This is a genomic window from Maritalea mobilis, from assembly GCF_004363175.1.
GTDB lineage: Bacteria > Pseudomonadota > Alphaproteobacteria > Rhizobiales > Devosiaceae > Maritalea > Maritalea mobilis.
The window spans coordinates 556,393-575,869 of the sequence record NZ_SNYR01000001.1; the positions used below are offsets into that span (position 1 = coordinate 556,393).

A 19,477-nucleotide genomic window follows, 5' to 3' on the forward strand; every position below is an offset into this window, starting at 1 on the left:
ACTTGTGATATAACCTAAGTTTGCCACATTCTTCGGCATGATAACATTTTTGTGACAAGCAGCTCGGGGCACAAAATGAATTTAGTTTATTTTCTTGGACTTATTTTTCAGGCAGCGCTGGTTTTCACAGCCTCCACCCTTTTATTCGATATTTTGCACTTCTTTCTGCACAAATGGGAAAATTCTCGCTTCGCCCTGCTCCGCGAGTTTTCGCGCTGGCACGATGTGCACCATAAATTTCTCGACAAAGAAATGAAGGTGAACCCAAGCTGGGCCAAAGCCAATTTGTGGTGCCATTTGGTGCCCGAGTTTATCGTCTCAATTCTCGGCACAATGGTTTTTGTGATGTGGTTCGATTGGATTGCGGTGCTCTTTGTGGCCTTGATTCACACAGGCCTGTTTGCGCTGCGCGTTAAAGACAATGGCCGCGACATCAACCACACAGATATGGACCGCTTGAACGGTCAGCGCGGATTTGTTTTTGTCACCCCAACTTATCACGCCCTGCACCATGTGCATCCACACCAGTTCTTCTCTTCATTCCTCAGTCTTTTTGACGTGTTGTTTGGCACCAACTGCCCAATTAAGGGGCGCCGCTTTTTGGTCACAGGGGCTTCTGGCGCCTATGGTCAAGCCCTCACCCAGCGGCTGGAAAAGCTAGGCGCGATTATAGAAACGGCAAAGTTTGGTGAAGATTACGAGATCGATCACTATGATCGCCTTGGCGAAAAGCTGCAAAAGGCAGATGTGCTGGTGTTGGCGCACGGCGCAAAAACCGACGAATGCTGGACGGCGAATTACACCAGCTTTGTTGATCTGATCGAAAAATTCCGAGTGATCGGCAAAGACCGCCTCACCCCACCAGAAATTTGGGCAGTTGGCTCAGAAATCGAATTACATGGCGACATGGGCATTGAAGCGCTTAAACCATATGCAGCATCAAAACGTGCATTTGCGGCACGTGCCCGCGAATTTTACACCAGCCCAGACCTCACCTATCGCCATATTGTGCCTGCCGCGTTCACTTCACGCATGGGCAAAGGCCTTATGTCAGCCGATGTAGCGGCCGCTCTTTCACTCTTCCTGATCAAGCGCGGCTTCACTTATGTTCCTGTCACTTACACAACGTTGGCGGTGTGGAATTATATCCGTTTTCGGTTTATACCTTGGCCAAAATCCGTGCGCAAAGCACCCATCATCAGCAATAAGAGTGCCTGATTTATGAGCTACGATCCCGAAAACATTTTCACCAAAATCATCGCTGGCGACATTCCAAGCCACAAGGTCTATGAAGACGATGTGTGCATTTCCATCATGGACATTATGCCAGAAGCGCCAGGCCATGTGTTGGTGGTGCCGAAAAACGGATCACGCAACCTGCTTGATGCAGACCCGGCGGCATTGGCTGAGGTGATTAAACGGGTGCAAAAAATTGGCAATGCTGTGAAAACAGCAATGAACGCTGACGGCATTTTGTTGCGTCAATCAAGCGAAGAAGCTGCAGGACAAACGGTGTTTCACCTGCATTTCCACCTGATCCCCTGCCACAGTGATGTGGCGCGACGTGATCATGTGAGCGGCACAACAGCCAACGAAGAGTTGGCAGCCAATTGCGAGAAAATCAAAGCTGCACTTTAAGTGAGTTTGCCACCTAGAATGAAGAAGGCCGGGCATTTGCCCGGCCTTTATTTTATTCGCTTTCCAGCGTCGATTTAGGACCACGCTTTGTGGCCTTCGGCACCCGCGTGCTCGACGCTTTCTTGGTGCCGCTGGACTTAGCGGTTGTCTTTTTCGCCGCAGTTTTACGTGGTGCCTTTTTACCTGACTTTGGGCCAGTAATGGCTTTTGGCCGCGCGGGTTGTGGGGGCAAGAAGGTCAGCTTCAGCATGTCCTCTTTCCTATCTACGCCCACTTGCACAGTGCCGCCATTCTGCAACTTGCCGAACAAGACTTCGTCCGCCAATGGCTTCTTGATGTGCTCTTGGATAACGCGTCCCAATGGCCGTGCACCCATCAACTCATCATAACCGCGTGTGGCAATCCATTCATTGGCCTCTGGGGTCAATTCAATGGTCACGCCGCGTTCGCCCAATTGCGCTTCAAGCTGCAGCACAAATTTGTCAACCACCAAAGACACAACATTCGTTTGCAGTGGTGCAAAGGAAATGGTCGCATCCAAACGGTTGCGGAATTCTGGCGTGAACAAGCGCTTAAGCGCCTCTTCGTCATCACCCGTGCGCCGCTCCTGCGTGAAGCCCATTGGGGCTTTTGACATTTCAGAAGCACCCGCATTTGAAGTCATGATCAAAATCACATTGCGGAAATTGACCTGCTTACCATTATGGTCGGTCAATTGGCCGTGATCCATCACCTGCAACAAAATGTTGAACAGGTCTGGATGAGCCTTCTCGATCTCGTCAAGCAACACCACACAATGCGGGTTCTGATCGACGCCATCAGTGAGCAAACCGCCTTGGTCAAAGCCAACATATCCCGGAGGCGCACCAATCAAACGGGAAACGGTGTGCCGCTCCATATATTCGGACATATCAAAGCGCAGCAGCTCAAGCCCAAGCGTATCTGCCAATTGCTTGGCCACTTCGGTTTTGCCGACACCCGTTGGCCCGGTGAACAGATAAGACCCGATGGGCTTTTCTGGCTCACGCAAGCCGGCCCGCGCCAACTTAATGGCAGACGACAGTGCCGTGATCGCAGCGTCCTGACCAAACACAACCCGCTTGAGGTTATCTTCAAGATTGGAGAGCACTTCCGCATCTGATTTGGAGACAGATTTCGGCGGAATCCGCGCCATCGTCGCGATGGTGGCTTCCACATCTTCCGTGTCGATCACGCTTTTGCGCTCCGCCAATGGCTTCAAGCGTTGCGCCGCGCCACTTTCGTCAATCACGTCAATCGCCTTATCCGGCAATTTCCGGTCATTGATATAACGGGCAGAAAGCTCAACCGCCGTCTGAATGGCGTCGCTGGTATATTCCACCTCGTGATATTTTTCGAAATAAGGCTTTAGCCCTTTCATAATATCAATGGCCTCAGAAACGCTTGGCTCCACAACATCAATCTTTTGGAAACGACGCACCAAAGCACGGTCTTTCTCAAAGAATTGGCGGAACTCTTTATAAGTTGTGGACCCAATGCACCGCACTGCCCCAGATGCCAAAGCAGGCTTCAGCAAGTTCGACGCATCAAGCGCACCACTGGATGTGGCCCCAGCACCGATAATGGTGTGGATTTCGTCGATAAACAGCACCGAATTCTCTTCAGCTTCCAATGCTTTCATCACCGCTTTCAAGCGCTCTTCAAAATCGCCACGATAGCGTGTGCCCGCCAACAATGCGCCCATATCTAGAGCGTAAATGGTGGCGTCTTTCAATACTTCTGGCACTTCTTTATCAACGATCCGCTTGGCCAAACCTTCGGCAATCGCTGTTTTACCAACGCCAGGATCCCCCACATAAATGGGGTTGTTTTTCGAACGGCGACAAAGCACCTGAATGGTCCGGTCCAGCTCAGCTTTCCGGCCAATCAGCACATCGATTTTGCCATCCTGCGCCTTCTTATTCAGATTAACGCAGAATTCGTCCAATGGCGACGAGCCTGCTTGTGCAGCGCCCTCTTCTTCAGCTTCTGCGCCACGCACAGGCCGGGTTTCGGTGATGCCTGATTTGGTGATGCCGTGAGAGATATAATTCACCGCGTCCAAACGGGTCATATCTTGCTGCTCAAGGAAATAGGCGGCATGGCTTTCACGCTCCGCGAAAATGGCCACCAGCACATTGGCACCAGTCACCTCATCACGACCAGATGATTGCACATGGATCACTGCGCGCTGCACCACACGCTGAAAAGCGGCGGTGGGCGTCGGGTCCAGATCCGTATCGGTGATCAAGCCGTTCAGCTCTTCATCCAAAAATTCTTCCAAATCGCGGCGCAATATCTCGCGATCCACATCGCATGCGTCCAGCACAGCAATGGCGTCGCTATCATCGATCAATGACAGCAGCAAATGCTCCAAAGTTGCCATTTCGTGGGTGCGATCCCGTGCAAAGGTCATGGCATTGTGCAGTGCACGTTCTAATCCGCGGGAAAATGAGGGCATAAGTGCCTCCTATTGCTTTTCCATTACACATTGTAATGGATGCTGGTGTTTACGCGCGGCATCCATAACGCGCGTTACCTTGGTTTCAGCCACTTCATATGGAAAAACGCCACACTCCCCCACACCATTATTATGCACATGCATGGTAATGGTCACCGCTTCTTCTTGGCTTTTGTGAAACACCTGTTGCAGCACAGCAATCACAAACTCCATCGGCGTGTAATCATCATTCAACAAAAGCACGCGATAAAGGCTGGGCCGCTGGGTCTTGGTGCGGGTTTTTGTGGCCACCCCAATCCCTGAATCCTCGTCGCCTTCATCTTTTTTCGCCATGGCAAATACCTTTGCTGAGCCGGCGCTCAATTTGGGCATCTGTTCATTGGTCATATTCAAGTGCTTCTCCGTTTTCGTTTGTCGGGTTCAAACCAAATCACCGACACTCCATTATGTAGACAATTTTGTCCCAATGTTAAGGGCAAAACGCGTCAAATCGGTGATCAGTTTAGTCTCATTTTTGTGAACACAACGCCCTTGAAAAATTTTCTTTCAAATTTTTCGACAATTTTACTCATTCGTAAGGGTGCCCCTCCTATATTCGGATCTTGAGTTGAGTTTTTAGTTTCGCGTACAGCCCGATTGTATTCAGGGCTGAATGAGTTGGAGTACAGAGTGGTTTTCCAGTCTGATCAGCACTTGTCATTTTTGACCTTAAAGCGCCTCCTATTTGTGGTGGCGCTTTTTGCTGTTTCACTTTTTTCCGTAATCGACGGTCATTCCGCAAACCTGCGCAAATATGCCGGGATCGTTGTGGACGCCAAAACCGGCAAGACCCTTTATTCTTATGCCGCAGATTCAAAGCGCTATCCCGCTTCTGTGGCAAAGGTCATGACACTTTATATTGTGTTTGAAGAGCTTGAGGCTGGTCGCCTTACGCTTAATTCAAAACTCAAAGTGTCTAAATATGCCGCAAGCGCCGTACCATCCAAGCTATATTTGAAGCCCGGCACATCAATCACCGTGTCTGATGCGATCCAAGCTTTGGTGACCAAGTCAGCCAACGATGTGGCCCGTGTGGTCGCCGAAAATATTTCTGGCTCTGTGCCAAAATTTGCTGACCGGATGACCAAAACAGCGCGCGCTTTGGGCATGAGCAGCACAACCTATAAAAATCCGTCGGGTTTGCCAGATTCACGTCAGGTTACCACCGTGCGCGACCAAGCGCGCTTGGGCATGGCGATTTTCCAGCATTATCCGCAATATTTCAAATATTTCAAAACTTCTGCGTTCCGCTATCGCGGCAACACATATGGTAACCACAACCGTTTGCTGCGCTCTGTTAAAGGCGTAGACGGCATTAAAACTGGCTATATTAACGCAGCAGGCTTCAACCTGTTGACCTCTGCCCGCTTGAACAATCGTCACGTGATTGTGGCTGGCTTTGGCTTCAACACAGGTGGCGAGCGCAATGCCAAAGTGGCATCACTCGTGAACAAATATCTGCCAAAAGCACATCGCGGCGACTATTGGCGCCAGGCAAGCATTGCCCGGCCAACAGGCGCTGGCGGCATTATTCGCATGGCATCAAACCCTGTTTCTGTGGCCATTAAAGGCACTCCGCCTTCACGCCCTGCAGCATTGGGCGGCGGTGAATTGCTCACCCCACCAGCGGTGATGGCTTTGGCCGACACCAACACCAGCAAACCGGCCGTGCCAACACCACCAACATTGAGCACGCCACAAGCTGAAACAGTGCAAGTGGCCAGCATCGAACCTGTAAATGTGGCTGCCCCTGCACCAGCCCCACCAAATCGTCCAATTGACCTTTTGATGGGTGACGGCGCTCAACCGCTTGGCGTGATTAAAGTAGCAGCACCGATTGAACTGCGCAGCCCGCAGGCACCTGCGCCTGCACCTCAGCCAGTGGCACAGCAACAGCCACAGCGTAAGTCTTTGTCATCACTGACACCGCTTGATCTGTTCGGCAATTTGATCAATGGCGGTCCATCTACCCAGCAGCCTGTGAGGCTTGTGCCACCTGCTTCTGTGGGCAATGACATCACAAGCTCGGTGACCAAAACAGCCGCAATTGATAGCTGGAGCCTGCAACTCGGCGCCGCATCAAGCGCAAATGAGGCCAATGAAATTTTGGCCAATGCAACCCAACAAGTTGATGGCTTGAAAGATCTGCGGTCTGCAGTTCAGCCCATCACCACAAATGGCCAAGCCTATTTCCGGGCACGTGTTATGGGGTTCACCAATCAAGAAGAGGCGATTCAAACCTGCCAAGCGCTTAAATCAAAAGACATAAAATGCTTGGCCCTACCGGGGTAAAAAACGACACCGCTTGAGTAAGTAGTATGGAGTAACTCAATGCAAAATGATGATAGCTTGAAGAATTTGGCAGCGTTCACGCCAAAATCGCCACTGGCATCAGACGACTACAAATTGCGGCGCGCCACCCTGTTGGGCCTTGCGCAGCAAATGGTCGAAAAAAATGCGCGTAAATCTGTCGGGGAATTGTTGAACTCTGTGCTGGCCTTATCGTCACGCACACGCCGCATTCTAAAACCAACAGTTACTATTGAATTGGATGTCTTCTCGCCAAATGGCAATCGCGCGATTTTGTGGGACTATAAAGCCAAAGAGCTAAACGACTAAACGCCCCAACTCAACTGTTGGCAATATGCTCAAAAACGGGTTGCTCCAACACCCGTTTTTGCCACTCTTCTCTCCGCGCCCTGCGCTCTTCCAGCCGCTCCCGAACGGGCAAATTAAGCGCATCAACCAAATGCCGATATTCCTGCCGCGCGCTCACCTGCGCCACGCCACCGCCAGGCAGCAGATCATCGCCCAAAGCGTCAAATACCGTTAGCCCAGACGAAAACAATGAGCGAAATGCCACGCGCTCTGCGATGCCATCGGCCATACGACACCCCAAACGCCGCGCAATATGTTCAATTGCCATCTGCACATTCCGCATATTGCGCGAAGCCAGTGTCGCAATGCGGTTGCGCACAATCACCCAATCAATGGTGCGGCCATCAATCGCCAAGCGCTCCTTACGCGCCTGCTGCACCAAGCGGGCATAATGATTGACCTTGCGGATTTCCAACGAAACTGGGTTGATGTCCGCCAATACGTCCAAATCAATCAAACTGTCGTTCACCGGGGTGATCAACGTATCCGCCAAAGCATGGCTCAGCCGCGTCAAATGTGTATCAAAGCCCGGCGTATCGATAATCAGAAAGTCAACTCGTCCCTCAACTTCGCCCACCGCTTGCCGAAACAGCGCAAACTCAATCCGCTCGCGCTCAGCCTTGCTGTCATTCTTCGCGTTTGGCAGATGATAATGGGTTGAATGAGGAATTGTGAGCTGATGCACACGCGCCCAATGGCGGCGGTTCTTCACATAATGGGTCAAGGTTTGCTGCCGACTATCCGTGTCGATTGTCGCCACCTTATAGCCTTGATAAAGCAAATAAACGGCCAGATGAAAAGCGGTGGTGGTCTTTCCAGATCCCCCCTTTTCATTCCCCAACACAATCACATGTGCGCCAGAGCGTTCGGCCATAAACGAGTCACCTCTTCCCTTTTCGGAGACAAGAGTGCGTCAGAACAAAAACTGGCGCAAGCCACCAGATTTGTTAAATCAATTTTTACCTTAACATAAAGGGTAAACCAAGGGGTTAAAGAAGCCCCAGCGCATCTAACTCTGCAGCCAACTCCGGCGGCAAATCTTCACCATCACTTTGCGAAACATCCTGCGGCGCATCTTCTGGCTTTAAGTAACGCCAGCCCTGAAACGGCCGTTTAGGCCGTGGCACGGTGCGATAAATCTCAGGATCCATCACAATATCACAGCAGGATTTGCCTTCATGGTCAGTCGCTTCAACCAAATCGACAATGCGCTGCCGAGCAGAAATCTTGCCACTCATCACCCAATAGATTGAGCCGCCATCCAACAATTCTTCCTTGCGCTTGGGTGACATACGCGTGCGATGCACATGCAACCCATCACGGCGGCCACGCCCCGTTTCACGCAAAAAATCACGATGGGCAATCAGCTCATCGACTGTTTTAACACCAACACAAAGCTTAATCAGATGAATCATAGAAATTAGTTTGTCGCCCTGCTGCGCAAAAGGCAATCGCTTAGGCAGCATTATACCAGACATAAATAAGGGTGCGCCGATCTGCCGGTACGCACCCTAGAAGAATTCCAAATTCAGCGCTTTGCTATGCGCTGACCAGTACGGATACAAGGAGCCCAACTGACAACAGACTAACAAAAGTCCAGCTAGCGGCCCGCCAACATACAGCCTTTGATTGGCTACGCATGTCGCCTCCTATAATTGTTAACCCTCACCCGCTGATAGCGATCAGCGAGACCTTTAGAGTTAATCAAATCTTACCAAACTGGCAAGTGCAAAATATGCATAGCACCTTTGTGTGGATGAAATAGTGGACAATTCGGTTAATTGCCCCTGCTTGCAAGGGTTAGAACAAATTGAAGGCCAGCGCAGCAATGTAAAGAAATGCCATAAAGCCCACAACATCGGTGACCGTTGTTACAAAAGCACTTGAGGCGATGGCCGGGTCGATCTTCAATTTATCCAGCGCCAACGGGATCAAAATGCCCGAAAGCCCAGCTGCAATCATATTAATCACCATCGCTGCACCGATCACCAGCCCAAGCAATGGACTTGCAAACCAAATCGAAGCCACCAGACCAATCACAATGGCAAACACAACACCGTTGACCACGCCCACCAAAAACTCACGCGTGATCAGCCGCCGCACATTATAACTGTCCAATTCACGCGTGGAGAGCGCACGCACAGCAACCGTCATGGTTTGTGTGCCGGCATTGCCCCCCATTGACGCCACGATCGGCATCAGCACCGCCAAGGCCACCATTTGCTGAATAGTTGCATCGAACATGCCAATAACAAGCGAAGCGAGAATGGCGGTCACCAGATTAACGCCCAGCCAAGTGAGACGCGACCGCACCGCATTCCACACATTGCCGGAAATTTCTTCATTACCCACACCAGCAAGGCGCTTAATGTCTTCGCCCGCCTCTTCCTGAATCACGTCAACAATGTCGTCAACGGTCAACACACCCACCAAACGGCGGGTTTCGTCGACAACCGCAACTTCAACCAAGTCATAACGCTCAAACACGCGTGCAGCTTCTTCTTGGTCTTCTTCTGCTTCCACCTCAATGATGGTGGAATTCATAATGTCTTTGATGACCGCAGGCCGTTTCGCCCGCAACATCCGATCCAGCGCTAGTGTGCCAAGCAGATTGTAACTCGGGTCCACCACATAGATCTGGTGGAAATCGTCAGGCAAATCATCAGCCTCACGCATATAGTCAATGGTCTGCCCCACCGTCCAAAAAGGCGGAATGGCAATAAACTCGGTCTGCATGCGCCGACCGGCAGTTTCTTCCGGGAAATCAAGCGAACGCTTTAGCGCCAACCGCTCAAATGTGGGCAAGGCGTCAAGAATTTCTTCGCGGTCTTCCCCCTGAATATCTTCAAGAATATAAACAGCATCATCGCTATCAAGCTCTTGCACACCGCGCGCAATGTCGGTGTTGGGCAAAAGCTCCATCAGCTCCAAGCGAACCGCGTCGTCAACTTCAGTCAGCGCCGAATAATCAAACAACTCGCCCAAAAGGCTGATCAGTTCAAATCGATCTGCTGGGGAAATGGCTTCCAGCACATCGCCGACGTCAGACGCGTGCAACGGCGCCATATAACGCGCAACTTCGTTTTCGTCTTTCATGGCGATCAGATCAACGATCTGATCAATCCAATCCCGATTCAGCCGATCATCTTCATCCCGTAAAGGTGGAATCGCATCCAATTCTGCATCGTCTGTCCAATGTGCTTGTTCTGCATTCGACATATGTGCCTCCTAAGATGTGATACGGGGTGCGCTTGCAACTGTGTTAGCGAATTCGCAGCCAAAAGGCCACCGAATTGTGGCAATTTGAGGCATAACTACCGCCCCTATATGACAAATTTATCGTCAGCCAAGAGCTTCATCCTCCTCTGTCGCTCACAAACGTCTCACACCAAAGTGATAAATTTGCCCGTAAGCGTTATTTCTCTTTTCTCCACCAATTCGACACAAAGGGGACAGCAGATTTTCTGCGGAACAACTTTGTTTAAAATCTCATTGGAGGAAAACATGTCTAAAGCAAAAACCGCCACAAGCCTTATCGTAGCAAGCGCTGTAACCGCTGCTGTTGCTTCAGCTGCTTCTGTTGCCCCTGCACACGCAGAAGGTGACATGGAAAAATGCTTCGGCGTTTCACTTGCAGGCAAAAACGACTGTGCAGCAGGCCCAGGCACTTCTTGCGCCGGCACATCTAAAGTAGACTACCAAGGCAATGCTTGGACTTTGGTGCCAGCTGGTCTTTGCGAAAACACAGAGTTCTGGGCGAAAGTTCTTCCTGGCGATCGCGCAGGTTCATTGGAAGCGCTTGAGCGCGACATGTCTTAATTGAAGACAACACTACTCTTCCATTCTCGCGCGGGGGCATGCCCCCGCGCAATTAAAGGAGAAGCACCGTGACAAAAGCGCAAACACCCGAAATCGGCGTTGGTTTTAAACCAGAACATTTCGCCAATATCGCCAACGACAAACCAAATCTCAGTTTTTTTGAAGTGCACGCAGAAAATTATATGGGCGATGGTGGCCCTCCCCATGCCATGCTGCGCGCACTTGATGAAAATTACGATCTCTCCATCCATGGCGTTGGCCTTTCCATCGGCAGCGACGGCCCCCTAGACCGCCCGCACCTGATGCGCCTCAAAAAGCTAGTTGACCGTTATCAGCCAAAGCTGGTTTCAGAGCATTTGGCATGGTCCAGCCATGATACTGAGCGCAACATGTTGTTTCTCAACGATTTGCTGCCCATCCCCTATACCCAACGCACACTTAATCGCGTGGTGGAGCATGTTGATCAAATTCAGGAAACGCTTGGCCGCACACTATTGATGGAGAACCCGTCTACTTATGTTGCGTTCAGCGAAACAGAGATGGATGAAATCAGCTTCATCACTGAAATGCAAAAGCGCACGGACTGTCGGCTGATTCTGGATGTGAACAATGTTCATATCTCGGCCAACAATCAAAAGCTTGATGCATACCAATATCTAGATCGCTTCCCGTTGCATGCGGTGGGAGAAATTCACCTCGCCGGGCACGCCACCGACACTGACGATGATGACGCGCCATTGCTGATCGATAGCCACGACCGCCCGGTTGCGCCGCCAGTGTGGGATCTCTATCGCTATGTAGTGAAAAAGGTGGGCATACGCCCCACCTTGATCGAGTGGGACAATGATGTGCCGGATTGGCCAACACTTTACGCCGAAGCTGTTGCAGCGCGAGAAACCATGCTAACGCAAACTGGGGAGACATCTGCCCATGCGCTCGCCTAATTTCCGCAACGACCAGACAAGCTTTGCTAGGGCCTTATTCCACCCGGATGAGGAAAGTCCTGCAAACCTTGTTGACCCCAGCGGTGCACATGCACCCAAGCGGTTCGGCGTTTATCGCAATAATGTGGTGGTGAGCTTGATCGACAATCTCGCCAGCACGTTCCCTGCATGCCATTCGCTTGTGGGCGAAGAATTCTTCCGAGCACTGGCCCGGGAATATGCGCTCAATTTTCCGCCGAGCTCACCGCTTATGATCTATTATGGCGACGAATTTTCCCAATTTCTGAACCAGTTCAAACCCGCGCAACAAGTGCCCTTTTTGGCCGACATTGCGGATATAGAATATAAACGCGTCAAATCTTATCACGCTGCGGACGGGCAACGCTTTAACCCCGCCTCAATCGCCGATGCACCCCAAGATACTCTGGATAGCGCCAAACTTAAGCTGCATCCGAGCTTTTATTGGTCTTTATCTCGTTTTCCAGCATATCAAATCTATGCACGTGCCCAAGCGGGCAAAACCTTAGAGGGCATAAGTTTTGATGAAGCGGAGATCACATTAATTTGCCGACCAGAATGGGACGTACAAACGCAATCTATTTCCCCCAACAATAAGACAGCTTTGACGGCACTTGCCGCCGGTTTTTCACTGTCCACCAGCGTTGAGATTGCGCAGAAATCTGATCCCGAATTTGATTTGCAAGCCCTTTTAACCCAACTATTGGCCATCGGCGCCATTGAACGATTTAAGTTTAAATCAGGAGCAACAAAATGATTGCCACCATCTTTGGAGAATTTAAGCCCTTACGCCGTTTCGGCATCCCCATTTATGTCGTCCTGTCCGCCGTTTTGCTGGCCATACGTTTCTTCGTGGCCACACCCTACTGGAACTCTGGCTGGACCAAATGGGCGTCCTTCCCCACCCAAATCAATTCTGGTGCCAAATATTTGTTCAGTCAGGAATATAAACTACATATTTTAGGCACTGCATATGACATGCCATTCCCCGAATTATTGGCTTATTTCGCTGCACTTGGCGAAGTTGTGTTGCCCGTCCTGCTGGTCATCGGCCTCTTCTCACGCTTTGCCGGCCTTGGGCTCTTGGCCATGACCTGCGTGATCCAGCTCGTTTACCCTGGCGCATGGGCACTGCATGCCCAATGGGGCCTCGCCGCCCTAACCATCTTCATTTGCGGCCCTGGCATCTTCTCACTCGATGCAGGCATTCGCAAACTGATCAAAGCTTAGCCACTGGCGCATAGGGAACTTTCTCAACCTCGTCATCAATCGGGGTTGAGTTTTCCCCAAGGTAAATTTCGTACCAAAGAACATCAAACCCCATCAAATTAATATTGATACGCTCTAACAAGGTAAGCTTGCCAAATCGCCTCTTTGCGGTTTCCAGATCACCAAACGGATCATGCACAATTATGGCGTTTTGTCCCACAGGCACATTCTTCTGATCCCAATAATTAAATTGAGATTCTTTAGCCGCGAAATCGTAAATATCGGGCCGGTCTAGATAGTAAGACAATTGTCCGGCACTCACATAAAGAGTGCCACCAACTGACTCTACATTGAACTCGTTCTGATAATGCTCAACTTTGGGCGCAACCTGTTCCCACCCATACATACGGCCAACTTCCAGCCCATTAGCTCCGAAATAATATTCAACTGGCACCAACGCATATGTCACCAATCCATAAGCAATAAACGTAAAACTCGTCAGCACATGTGCCCAGATCAACCAACCCCATCGCAAATAAAGCAGCATAAATATGATCATCAACGCGTATGCCAAATCGCTCCAATACCAGTGGACGGTGCCACGCGCCGCAAAGATCACAAATATACTAAGAGAAATGAGAATTGTTATTTGAGCAAGGCGTACTCCCAAAGCTGCAAAGGTGCTGTCGTAGCGCCGTGGCCAAAAAATTCCAATGAGTGGAATTAAAAGGAATACGCCAAAATAAAGCGCGGTTGAAAAAAGATAACGTGCAAATGTGCCCGCATTTATGCCCTCAAACGCTTTCAACTCATACCGATCGCTTAAATGCAGTTGGAAAGACGCCCAATCATTTTGCAAATTCCAGATCAACACAGGTGCCATACATGCAAATGTAAGCACGCCCGCAAAATAGATATGTTTTTGCTTCAGCATGGGGCGCAATTGACTGCTCAGCAACACCACCAAAGCAACGGAAACACCCAAAAACGCGGCAGCATATTTGGTTAGCCCCGCCAATCCAAGCAGTAGCGCCGCTAAATACAGCCCTTTTACGTCTGTGCCGTTATCTTCTGCGAAGCGAGCAAAATAATCCGTGAAACAGTAAGCAGCGGCGATGCAAAGAAACAGCATCAGATGGTCGTGATAAACAATTGTCGTCCACACAAACAATGTGGGAGACGCAAGAAACACGACCAGCATAATCAGGAAGCTTTGCTTTGAATTTTGCGGAAAAAGACGTTGCGCAAAGAGCCACATAACATAAGTCGTGCCTGCAAAGCTGAGCAGAGCAGGAAGGCGAAGGCCAAACACATTTGTGCCAAATATGCGGTCACTAACGCCCAAAATCCACGCATTCAATGGTGGATGGTCAAAATATGACCAATCAAAATGCTGTCCCCAAAGCCAATAATAGGCCTCATCCGCTGCCACTTTGGTGAAGAATGTAAAGCCAAGCTTTAAAACGAGCAAAAGCCCCACAAAAAAGATCAGCGCCTTTACCGGTAAAAACCGATAGTCGCGATTCTGAATAGATGCCCCTGCCACAACTGCCCCCACATACAAAAAAACCTGCCCGAAGGCAGGTTCTTTTAAAACAATTTGGTGCGGTCGAGAAGACTCGAACTTCCACGGGTGTTACCCCACAGCGACCTCAACGCTGCGCGTCTACCAATTCCGCCACGACCGCATAAATGTCTTTAGCGCGCCACCATTTATCAAATGGCCTTAACACGCACAAGCTCTATTTGTCGTTTTTTTTGACTAAGGCTGTTTTGTGACTTTTTCCAACACTTCAATCGAGAGCTGGCCCTCATCAATCTTGATTTCGCCAATCGCCACAAGCGTTTTGTTGGCGTAGATTTTTAAGGGATCATATTCTGTTGCGTCCAATTCAATCACCGCACCACGGCCCATGCGCAGCAAATGGTGGATAGGCATTTTGGTTGCCCCCAACTCCACAGTGATATCAACATCAATGGATTTTAACGCGTCCATGTCATTTGGCCTCAAGCGACAGAATCAAGTCATTGCACGCGCCATGTTTATGGCATAAACCAAGTGCAACGCAATTCACCATGCATCGGGCATGGTTATCGAAGTCTTAACAAAATTTAAATTTGCCGCACTTTATGTCTCAAAATTCAACAGTTTTTCGCCAGGATGGGCACCCAACCCAATGGGAAATTTCCGATCAATTGATTGAATATCCCGAAGCTTTGGCACGGATGAAAGCCCATGTTGACCAATTGGCGCGCGGCGAAGCGGAAGAATTGGTGTGGCTGCTGGAGCACCCCCCGCTTTACACCGCAGGGACATCTGCAAAACCAGAAGATTTAACCGATCCGGACATGCTGCCGGTGTTCGATGCGGGACGCGGCGGGCAATATACCTATCACGGTCCTGGCCAACGGGTCGTGTATCTCATGCTCGACCTGAAACAGCGTGGTCGCGATGTGCGCGCCTTTGTGCGGGCAATGGAGCAATTGGTGATCGATACGCTAGCGGACTTCAACATTGAAGGCAAACAGGTCGACGGACGTGTGGGCGTTTGGGTAAAACGCCCCGAAAAGGGCTTTAACAAAGAAGACAAAATTGCCGCCATTGGCGTGCGCGTCTCCCGCTGGACCAGCTTTCACGGCATTTCTATCAATTTAAACCCTGACTTGAATGATTATAGCGGCATTGTGCCGTGTGGCATTTCTGATCAGGGTGTCACCAGTTTTGAAGATTTGGGCCAGCTTGTTTCGATGCCGGAACTCGACAGTGCCCTTAAGAAGAATTTTGAGCGTATTTTTGGCCCAACCGTGCGGGTTTAGCCCCCGCTTATACTGGCCAGATTTCAACCAATTGTGCTAAAGCTGAACAAAGACAGCCCAACCACCAGCCAAAGGTGACCAAATGAACACCGAAGATATGAAAAAGCTCGCCACAAGCGGCACCATTTTTAATCTCGATCGGATGATTGCACCAAAAATCATCAAATTGCTTTATTTGCTTGGCCTAGGCACCATCGTCCTTTGGTCAATCAACCATCTGTTCGCCACTTTTGCCGATTCCTTTGGGTCAGGCCTTTGGGGCATTCTGGAAGTAGGCATCTTTGGCCTTGGCGCCTTTGTGGCCTTGCGTGTGTTGTGCGAAACTTTGCTCGTTTTCTTCAAGAAAAACGAAAAGCTGATCGAAATTCAGCAACCTGCGCGTCCAGCTCTCTCTATCTTCGATGACGTAAAAGACGCTTTGGAAGAGCTTGCAGAAGATGATGTGAATGAAGCTTATGAGGCATTGCCCAAAAGCGAGCCTGCTGCGCCGAAAGCCAAAACCAGCACCCGCGCCGCACGCAGCACCACAACAAGCCGCAGCTCTGCAACAAAATCATCAACACGCAAAGCGCCAGCAAAACGCAAAACAACAGCCAAACGCCCAGCAACGGCGAAGAAGGCAACTGATACGCCAAAAAGCTAAGCGCTTTACAATTTCGAAAATGATGATGGGTTCATGCTAAATCAGCATGAACCCATTTTTATTTATCGCAATATCTCCCTGTCCTTTGGGGTCCAATCGACTGCAAATTTGGATAAGATAGCCAAAACAATCCAACTAAGGGTCCAAGCACATATGTCTGCCTTTGAGTTCGCCCCACCTCAGTTCACCGAAAAAGACGTAACAGAGATGCTGAAAGCCAAATATGGCATCAGCGGCACATTGCGCGCACTTGAAAGCGAGCGCGATCAAAACTTTGCAGTGAGCACGGACCAAGGCAATTATGTGTTCAAAATTGCCAATGCGGGCGAAGATTTGGACTTCTTGGACCTACAGAACGACAGCTTGACCTTCTTGAAAAATGCTGGATTTGAGGGTTGTCCAGAATTGGTGCTTACCAATGAGAACGAGCAAATGTTCGTGGCGCAAAAGGATGGACAAGATTACCACATCCGCCTGCTGACTTTCTTGGATGGCGATCTCTATTCGCAAAAGCCAGTTTCGTTAGACCGCCTTGCAGACCTCGGCCGTTTTATGGGCAAATTCTCAAAGGCCTTTAGCGGTTTTTATCGCCCTGCCGCGCACCGACCGGACTTTATTTGGAATTTGGACAATGCCTTGGCAGCGGAGGAATATTTCCCCTCCATCGCCAATCCAGCGCATCGTGAGCGTGCCGAGCAACTCTTCGCCCATTATCGCGCGGAAACTGCACCGAAGTTGCAACATTTGCGCATGGCAGTGATCCACCAAGACGCCAATGACAATAATCTAGTGATCGACCCTACGGATGAAAGCAAAGTCACCGGCCTCATCGATTTTGGCGATATGTGCCACGGACGGCAAATCAATGAACTAGCCGTAACAATGGCCTATGCGCTGATGGATCAAGTTGATCTTTTTGCCGCATCAAAAGCGCTAGTTAGCAATTATTGCGCTGAATTTCCGCTGTTCGCAGAAGAGCTGGATGTGCTGTTTGACCTGATCCGCATGCGCCTCACCGTCAGCGTAGCTATGTCCTCTCACCAGATCAAGGCTCATCCAGAAAATGAATATTTGCTGGTGTCGCAAAAGCCCGCCTTGGAGCTGCTTGATCGTCTGGACGATATTGACCCCCGCTTTATGACTGCCCTGTTCCGCCATTCAGCGGGACTGGACGCTGTGGATCATGCAAGTCACATCATCGCGTTTCTCGAGCAAAATCAATCCAACAGTGCTTCGCTGTTCAAGCCAGACTTCAAATATGAAGCGCGATTTATCATCCCGGCTGATGGCAGCGACACGACGATCCCACCTTTCAGCGATAAGGCTTTTAACACTTGGTTCGACGACAAGTGCGCCAAAGAAGAGGCCCGGTTTGGCATTGGCCGCTATGGCGAAGACCGCACTGTTTATCAAACCGATGCCTTCGCCTCCAAACTGTCAAAAGAACGCCGCACCATTCATATGGGCGTCGACGTGTTTGTGCATGCGGACGAACCGCTGCACGCGCCAATGGCGGGCGAAGTCTTTGCCGTGCATGACAATGCGTTTGAGCTGGATTATGGCCCGACACTCATTCTGAAGCATGAAACCGATAAAGGTGTGCCATTCTATTCGCTTTACGGCCACCTCTCCCGCTCTATCTTTGATCTGCACCATGTGGGCGACAAGATCGAGAAAGGCCAATTGATCGGCCATATTGGCGATTGGGACGTGAATGGCGGTTGGTATCCGCATTTGCATTTCCAGATCATGACCTCAATGTTGAGCCAATCCACCAATTTCAACGGCGTAGCACACAAAAGCATGTGGGATGTGTGGCAGCAAATCTGCCCCAACCCGAATCTTTTAATGAACCAGGCTCCACAAACCTTTGAAATTGACGAGCAAACACCAGACAAGCTGATGCAGCGCCGCGCTGATTTACTCGGCCCCTCATTGAGCGTTTCTTACAAGAAAAAGCTCAAAATGGTGTCCGGTAAAGGCGTTCATTTATACGACCACACGGGCCGCGCGTTCCTCGATTGCGTCAACAACATCACCCATATCGGCCATTGTCACCCGCATCTGGTAGAGGCAATTTCGCGGCAAGCGGCAATTCTCAACACCAATACACGCTATCTGAGCGAGTTGGTGCTTGATTTTGCGGAACGCATCACTTCAAAAATGCCAGACCATCTTTCGGTCGCCTATTTCGTCAATTCCGGCACCGAAGCCAACGAATTGGCGCTGCGGATTGCGCGACAAGCCACCGGCCAGAAAGATACGATTGTTTTGGATTGGGCTTATCACGGCAACTCGCAAGGTGCTGTTGATGTCAGCCCTTATAAATTCAAGCGCAAAGGTGGCTTCCCACAGCCAGATTTCACCCATATTGCCGAATTCCCCGATCCCTTCCGCGGCCCCTATCGCTATGGCGACAATGATGCGGGCGCTAAATATGCGGAAGATGTGAAACGACGCATCGCGGAAATTAAAGCCAAAACGGGCAATGGCGCGGCAGCATTCATCGCTGAAAGCATTTCAGGCGTTGGCGGCCAAGTCGCCTACCCTGAAGGCTACTTCAAAACAGTTTATGAGGCTGTACGGGCCGAAGGCGGCGTGTGCATTGCTGATGAAGTGCAATGTGGCTTTGGCCGTGTGGGCGAGCATTTTTGGGCATATGAGTTGCAAGACGTGGTGCCCGACATTGTGGTGATGGGCAAACCCATCGGCAACGGCCATCCCCTCGCGGCTGTGGTGACCACGAAAGAATTGGCCAACAAGTTCAACACGGGCATGGAGTATTTCAATAGCTTTGGCGGTAACCCCGTATCTATGGCTGTGGGCATGGCGGTGATGGATGTGATTGAAAATGAAGGCCTTCAGGCACATGCCAAAGAGCTTGGTAATTACATTTTGGGCCGCTGGCATGAAATCAAAGACAAATATGATCTGGTCGGCGACGTACGCGGACACGGCCTGTTTCTGGGCATGGAGCTGATTGAAGATGAGCAATTGACCCCGGCCACAGAAAAAGCTGGCGCCATTGTCAACGCCTTGCGCGACCGCTCCATTTTGTTCTCAACCGATGGCCCACTGGACAATGTGCTGAAATTCAAGCCCCCTATGGTGTTTAGCCGCGAAAATGCCGATTTTATGTGCGATCAGCTTGATGAAGTGATTGGCGCATTCTCCTAATGCTTGACGTAGGATTTGAGTGCGGTAGAAAGCCCA

At 50.4% G+C, this 19,477-nt stretch carries 17 protein-coding genes, 1 tRNA gene and 1 pseudogene; 11 read left to right on the forward strand and 8 right to left on the reverse strand.

Annotated features, from left to right (window positions below):
- Positions 1–75: 75 nt before the first annotated feature.
- Together ATL17_RS02460 and ATL17_RS02465 are read left to right on the forward strand one after the other, a co-directional pair.
- A complete protein-coding gene (locus ATL17_RS02460; protein WP_133571186.1) occupies positions 76–1,218 on the forward strand; it encodes a sterol desaturase family protein in 1,143 nt (380 codons plus the stop codon).
- 3 nt (positions 1,219–1,221) lie between these two features.
- Complete coding sequence (locus ATL17_RS02465; RefSeq protein ID WP_133571187.1) at positions 1,222–1,638, forward strand: HIT family protein; 417 nt, start codon at positions 1,222–1,224, stop codon at positions 1,636–1,638.
- A gap of 52 nt (positions 1,639–1,690) precedes the next feature.
- Here ATL17_RS02465 and clpA read toward each other — a convergent pair whose 3' ends face one another.
- Entirely contained in the window at positions 1,691–4,117 is a 2,427-nt protein-coding gene (clpA, locus tag ATL17_RS02470) for an ATP-dependent Clp protease ATP-binding subunit ClpA (protein WP_133571188.1), read from the reverse strand.
- Positions 4,118–4,126: 9 nt separating this feature from the next.
- Positions 4,127–4,504, reverse strand: coding sequence for an ATP-dependent Clp protease adapter ClpS (clpS, locus tag ATL17_RS02475; protein ID WP_425462413.1), 378 nt, complete (start codon positions 4,502–4,504; stop codon positions 4,127–4,129).
- 282 nt (positions 4,505–4,786) lie between these two features.
- Here clpS and ATL17_RS02480 point away from each other — a divergent pair, with 282 nt between their 5' ends.
- Positions 4,787–6,448, forward strand: a complete 1,662-nt coding sequence (locus ATL17_RS02480; RefSeq protein WP_133571189.1) for a D-alanyl-D-alanine carboxypeptidase — start codon at positions 4,787–4,789, stop codon at positions 6,446–6,448.
- A gap of 39 nt (positions 6,449–6,487) precedes the next feature.
- Positions 6,488–6,775: a hypothetical protein gene (locus ATL17_RS02485; protein ID WP_133571190.1), complete on the forward strand. Its 288-nt coding sequence runs from the start codon at positions 6,488–6,490 to the stop codon at positions 6,773–6,775.
- Between the two features lie 10 nt (positions 6,776–6,785).
- Here ATL17_RS02485 and ATL17_RS02490 read toward each other — a convergent pair whose 3' ends face one another.
- The 3 genes from ATL17_RS02490 to mgtE form a co-directional block, all read right to left on the reverse strand.
- Positions 6,786–7,688 (reverse strand): division plane positioning ATPase MipZ, encoded by a 903-nt coding sequence (locus ATL17_RS02490; protein WP_133571191.1) that lies wholly within the window; start codon positions 7,686–7,688, stop codon positions 6,786–6,788.
- A gap of 115 nt (positions 7,689–7,803) precedes the next feature.
- On the reverse strand, positions 7,804–8,229 hold the full coding sequence (locus tag ATL17_RS02495) for a DUF1489 family protein (protein ID WP_133571192.1): 426 nt from the start codon (positions 8,227–8,229) through the stop codon (positions 7,804–7,806).
- 385 nt (positions 8,230–8,614) lie between these two features.
- Entirely contained in the window at positions 8,615–10,033 is a 1,419-nt protein-coding gene (gene mgtE, locus ATL17_RS02500) for a magnesium transporter (protein WP_133571193.1), read from the reverse strand.
- Positions 10,034–10,318: 285 nt separating this feature from the next.
- Here mgtE and ATL17_RS02505 point away from each other — a divergent pair, with 285 nt between their 5' ends.
- The 4 genes and pseudogenes from ATL17_RS02505 to ATL17_RS02520 all read left to right on the forward strand — a co-directional run bounded on the left by ATL17_RS02505 (position 10,319) and on the right by ATL17_RS02520 (position 12,825).
- On the forward strand, positions 10,319–10,633 hold the full coding sequence (locus ATL17_RS02505) for a BufA1 family periplasmic bufferin-type metallophore (protein ID WP_133571194.1): 315 nt from the start codon (positions 10,319–10,321) through the stop codon (positions 10,631–10,633).
- A gap of 68 nt (positions 10,634–10,701) precedes the next feature.
- Complete coding sequence (gene bufB / locus ATL17_RS02510) at positions 10,702–11,577, forward strand: MNIO family bufferin maturase (RefSeq protein WP_133571195.1); 876 nt, start codon at positions 10,702–10,704, stop codon at positions 11,575–11,577.
- Positions 11,564–11,851 (forward strand): annotated as a pseudogene (locus ATL17_RS17200) (HvfC/BufC N-terminal domain-containing protein); the annotation flags it as partial. The gene bufB and the pseudogene ATL17_RS17200, both read left to right, overlap by 14 nt.
- Before the next feature lie 497 nt (positions 11,852–12,348).
- The gene (locus ATL17_RS02520) at positions 12,349–12,825 is read left to right on the forward strand and encodes a DoxX family protein (RefSeq protein ID WP_133571197.1); all 477 of its coding nucleotides are present in this window, start codon (positions 12,349–12,351) and stop codon (positions 12,823–12,825) included.
- Here ATL17_RS02520 and ATL17_RS02525 read toward each other — a convergent pair.
- The 3 genes from ATL17_RS02525 to ATL17_RS02535 form a co-directional block, all read right to left on the reverse strand.
- Positions 12,815–14,350 (reverse strand): ArnT family glycosyltransferase, encoded by a 1,536-nt coding sequence (locus ATL17_RS02525; RefSeq protein WP_166638869.1) that lies wholly within the window; start codon positions 14,348–14,350, stop codon positions 12,815–12,817. The two genes, ATL17_RS02520 and ATL17_RS02525, sit on opposite strands and share 11 nt — an antisense overlap.
- Positions 14,351–14,405: 55 nt before the next feature.
- A tRNA-Leu gene (locus ATL17_RS02530) sits at positions 14,406–14,492 on the reverse strand.
- Between the two features lie 74 nt (positions 14,493–14,566).
- A complete protein-coding gene (locus tag ATL17_RS02535) occupies positions 14,567–14,800 on the reverse strand; it encodes a FliM/FliN family flagellar motor switch protein (protein ID WP_133571199.1) in 234 nt (77 codons plus the stop codon).
- Positions 14,801–14,934: 134 nt separating this feature from the next.
- On the opposite strand from ATL17_RS02535, the gene lipB reads away from it, so the two are divergent.
- The 3 genes from lipB (at position 14,935) to ATL17_RS02550 (ending at position 19,441) form a co-directional block, all read left to right on the forward strand.
- Complete coding sequence (gene lipB, locus ATL17_RS02540) at positions 14,935–15,621, forward strand: lipoyl(octanoyl) transferase LipB (protein ID WP_133571200.1); 687 nt, start codon at positions 14,935–14,937, stop codon at positions 15,619–15,621.
- Positions 15,622–15,703: 82 nt separating this feature from the next.
- On the forward strand, positions 15,704–16,264 hold the full coding sequence (locus tag ATL17_RS02545; RefSeq protein WP_133571201.1) for a DUF4282 domain-containing protein: 561 nt from the start codon (positions 15,704–15,706) through the stop codon (positions 16,262–16,264).
- Between the two features lie 153 nt (positions 16,265–16,417).
- Entirely contained in the window at positions 16,418–19,441 is a 3,024-nt protein-coding gene (locus tag ATL17_RS02550; protein WP_166638870.1) for an aminotransferase class III-fold pyridoxal phosphate-dependent enzyme, read from the forward strand.
- The last annotated feature ends 36 nt before the right edge of the window (positions 19,442–19,477 follow it).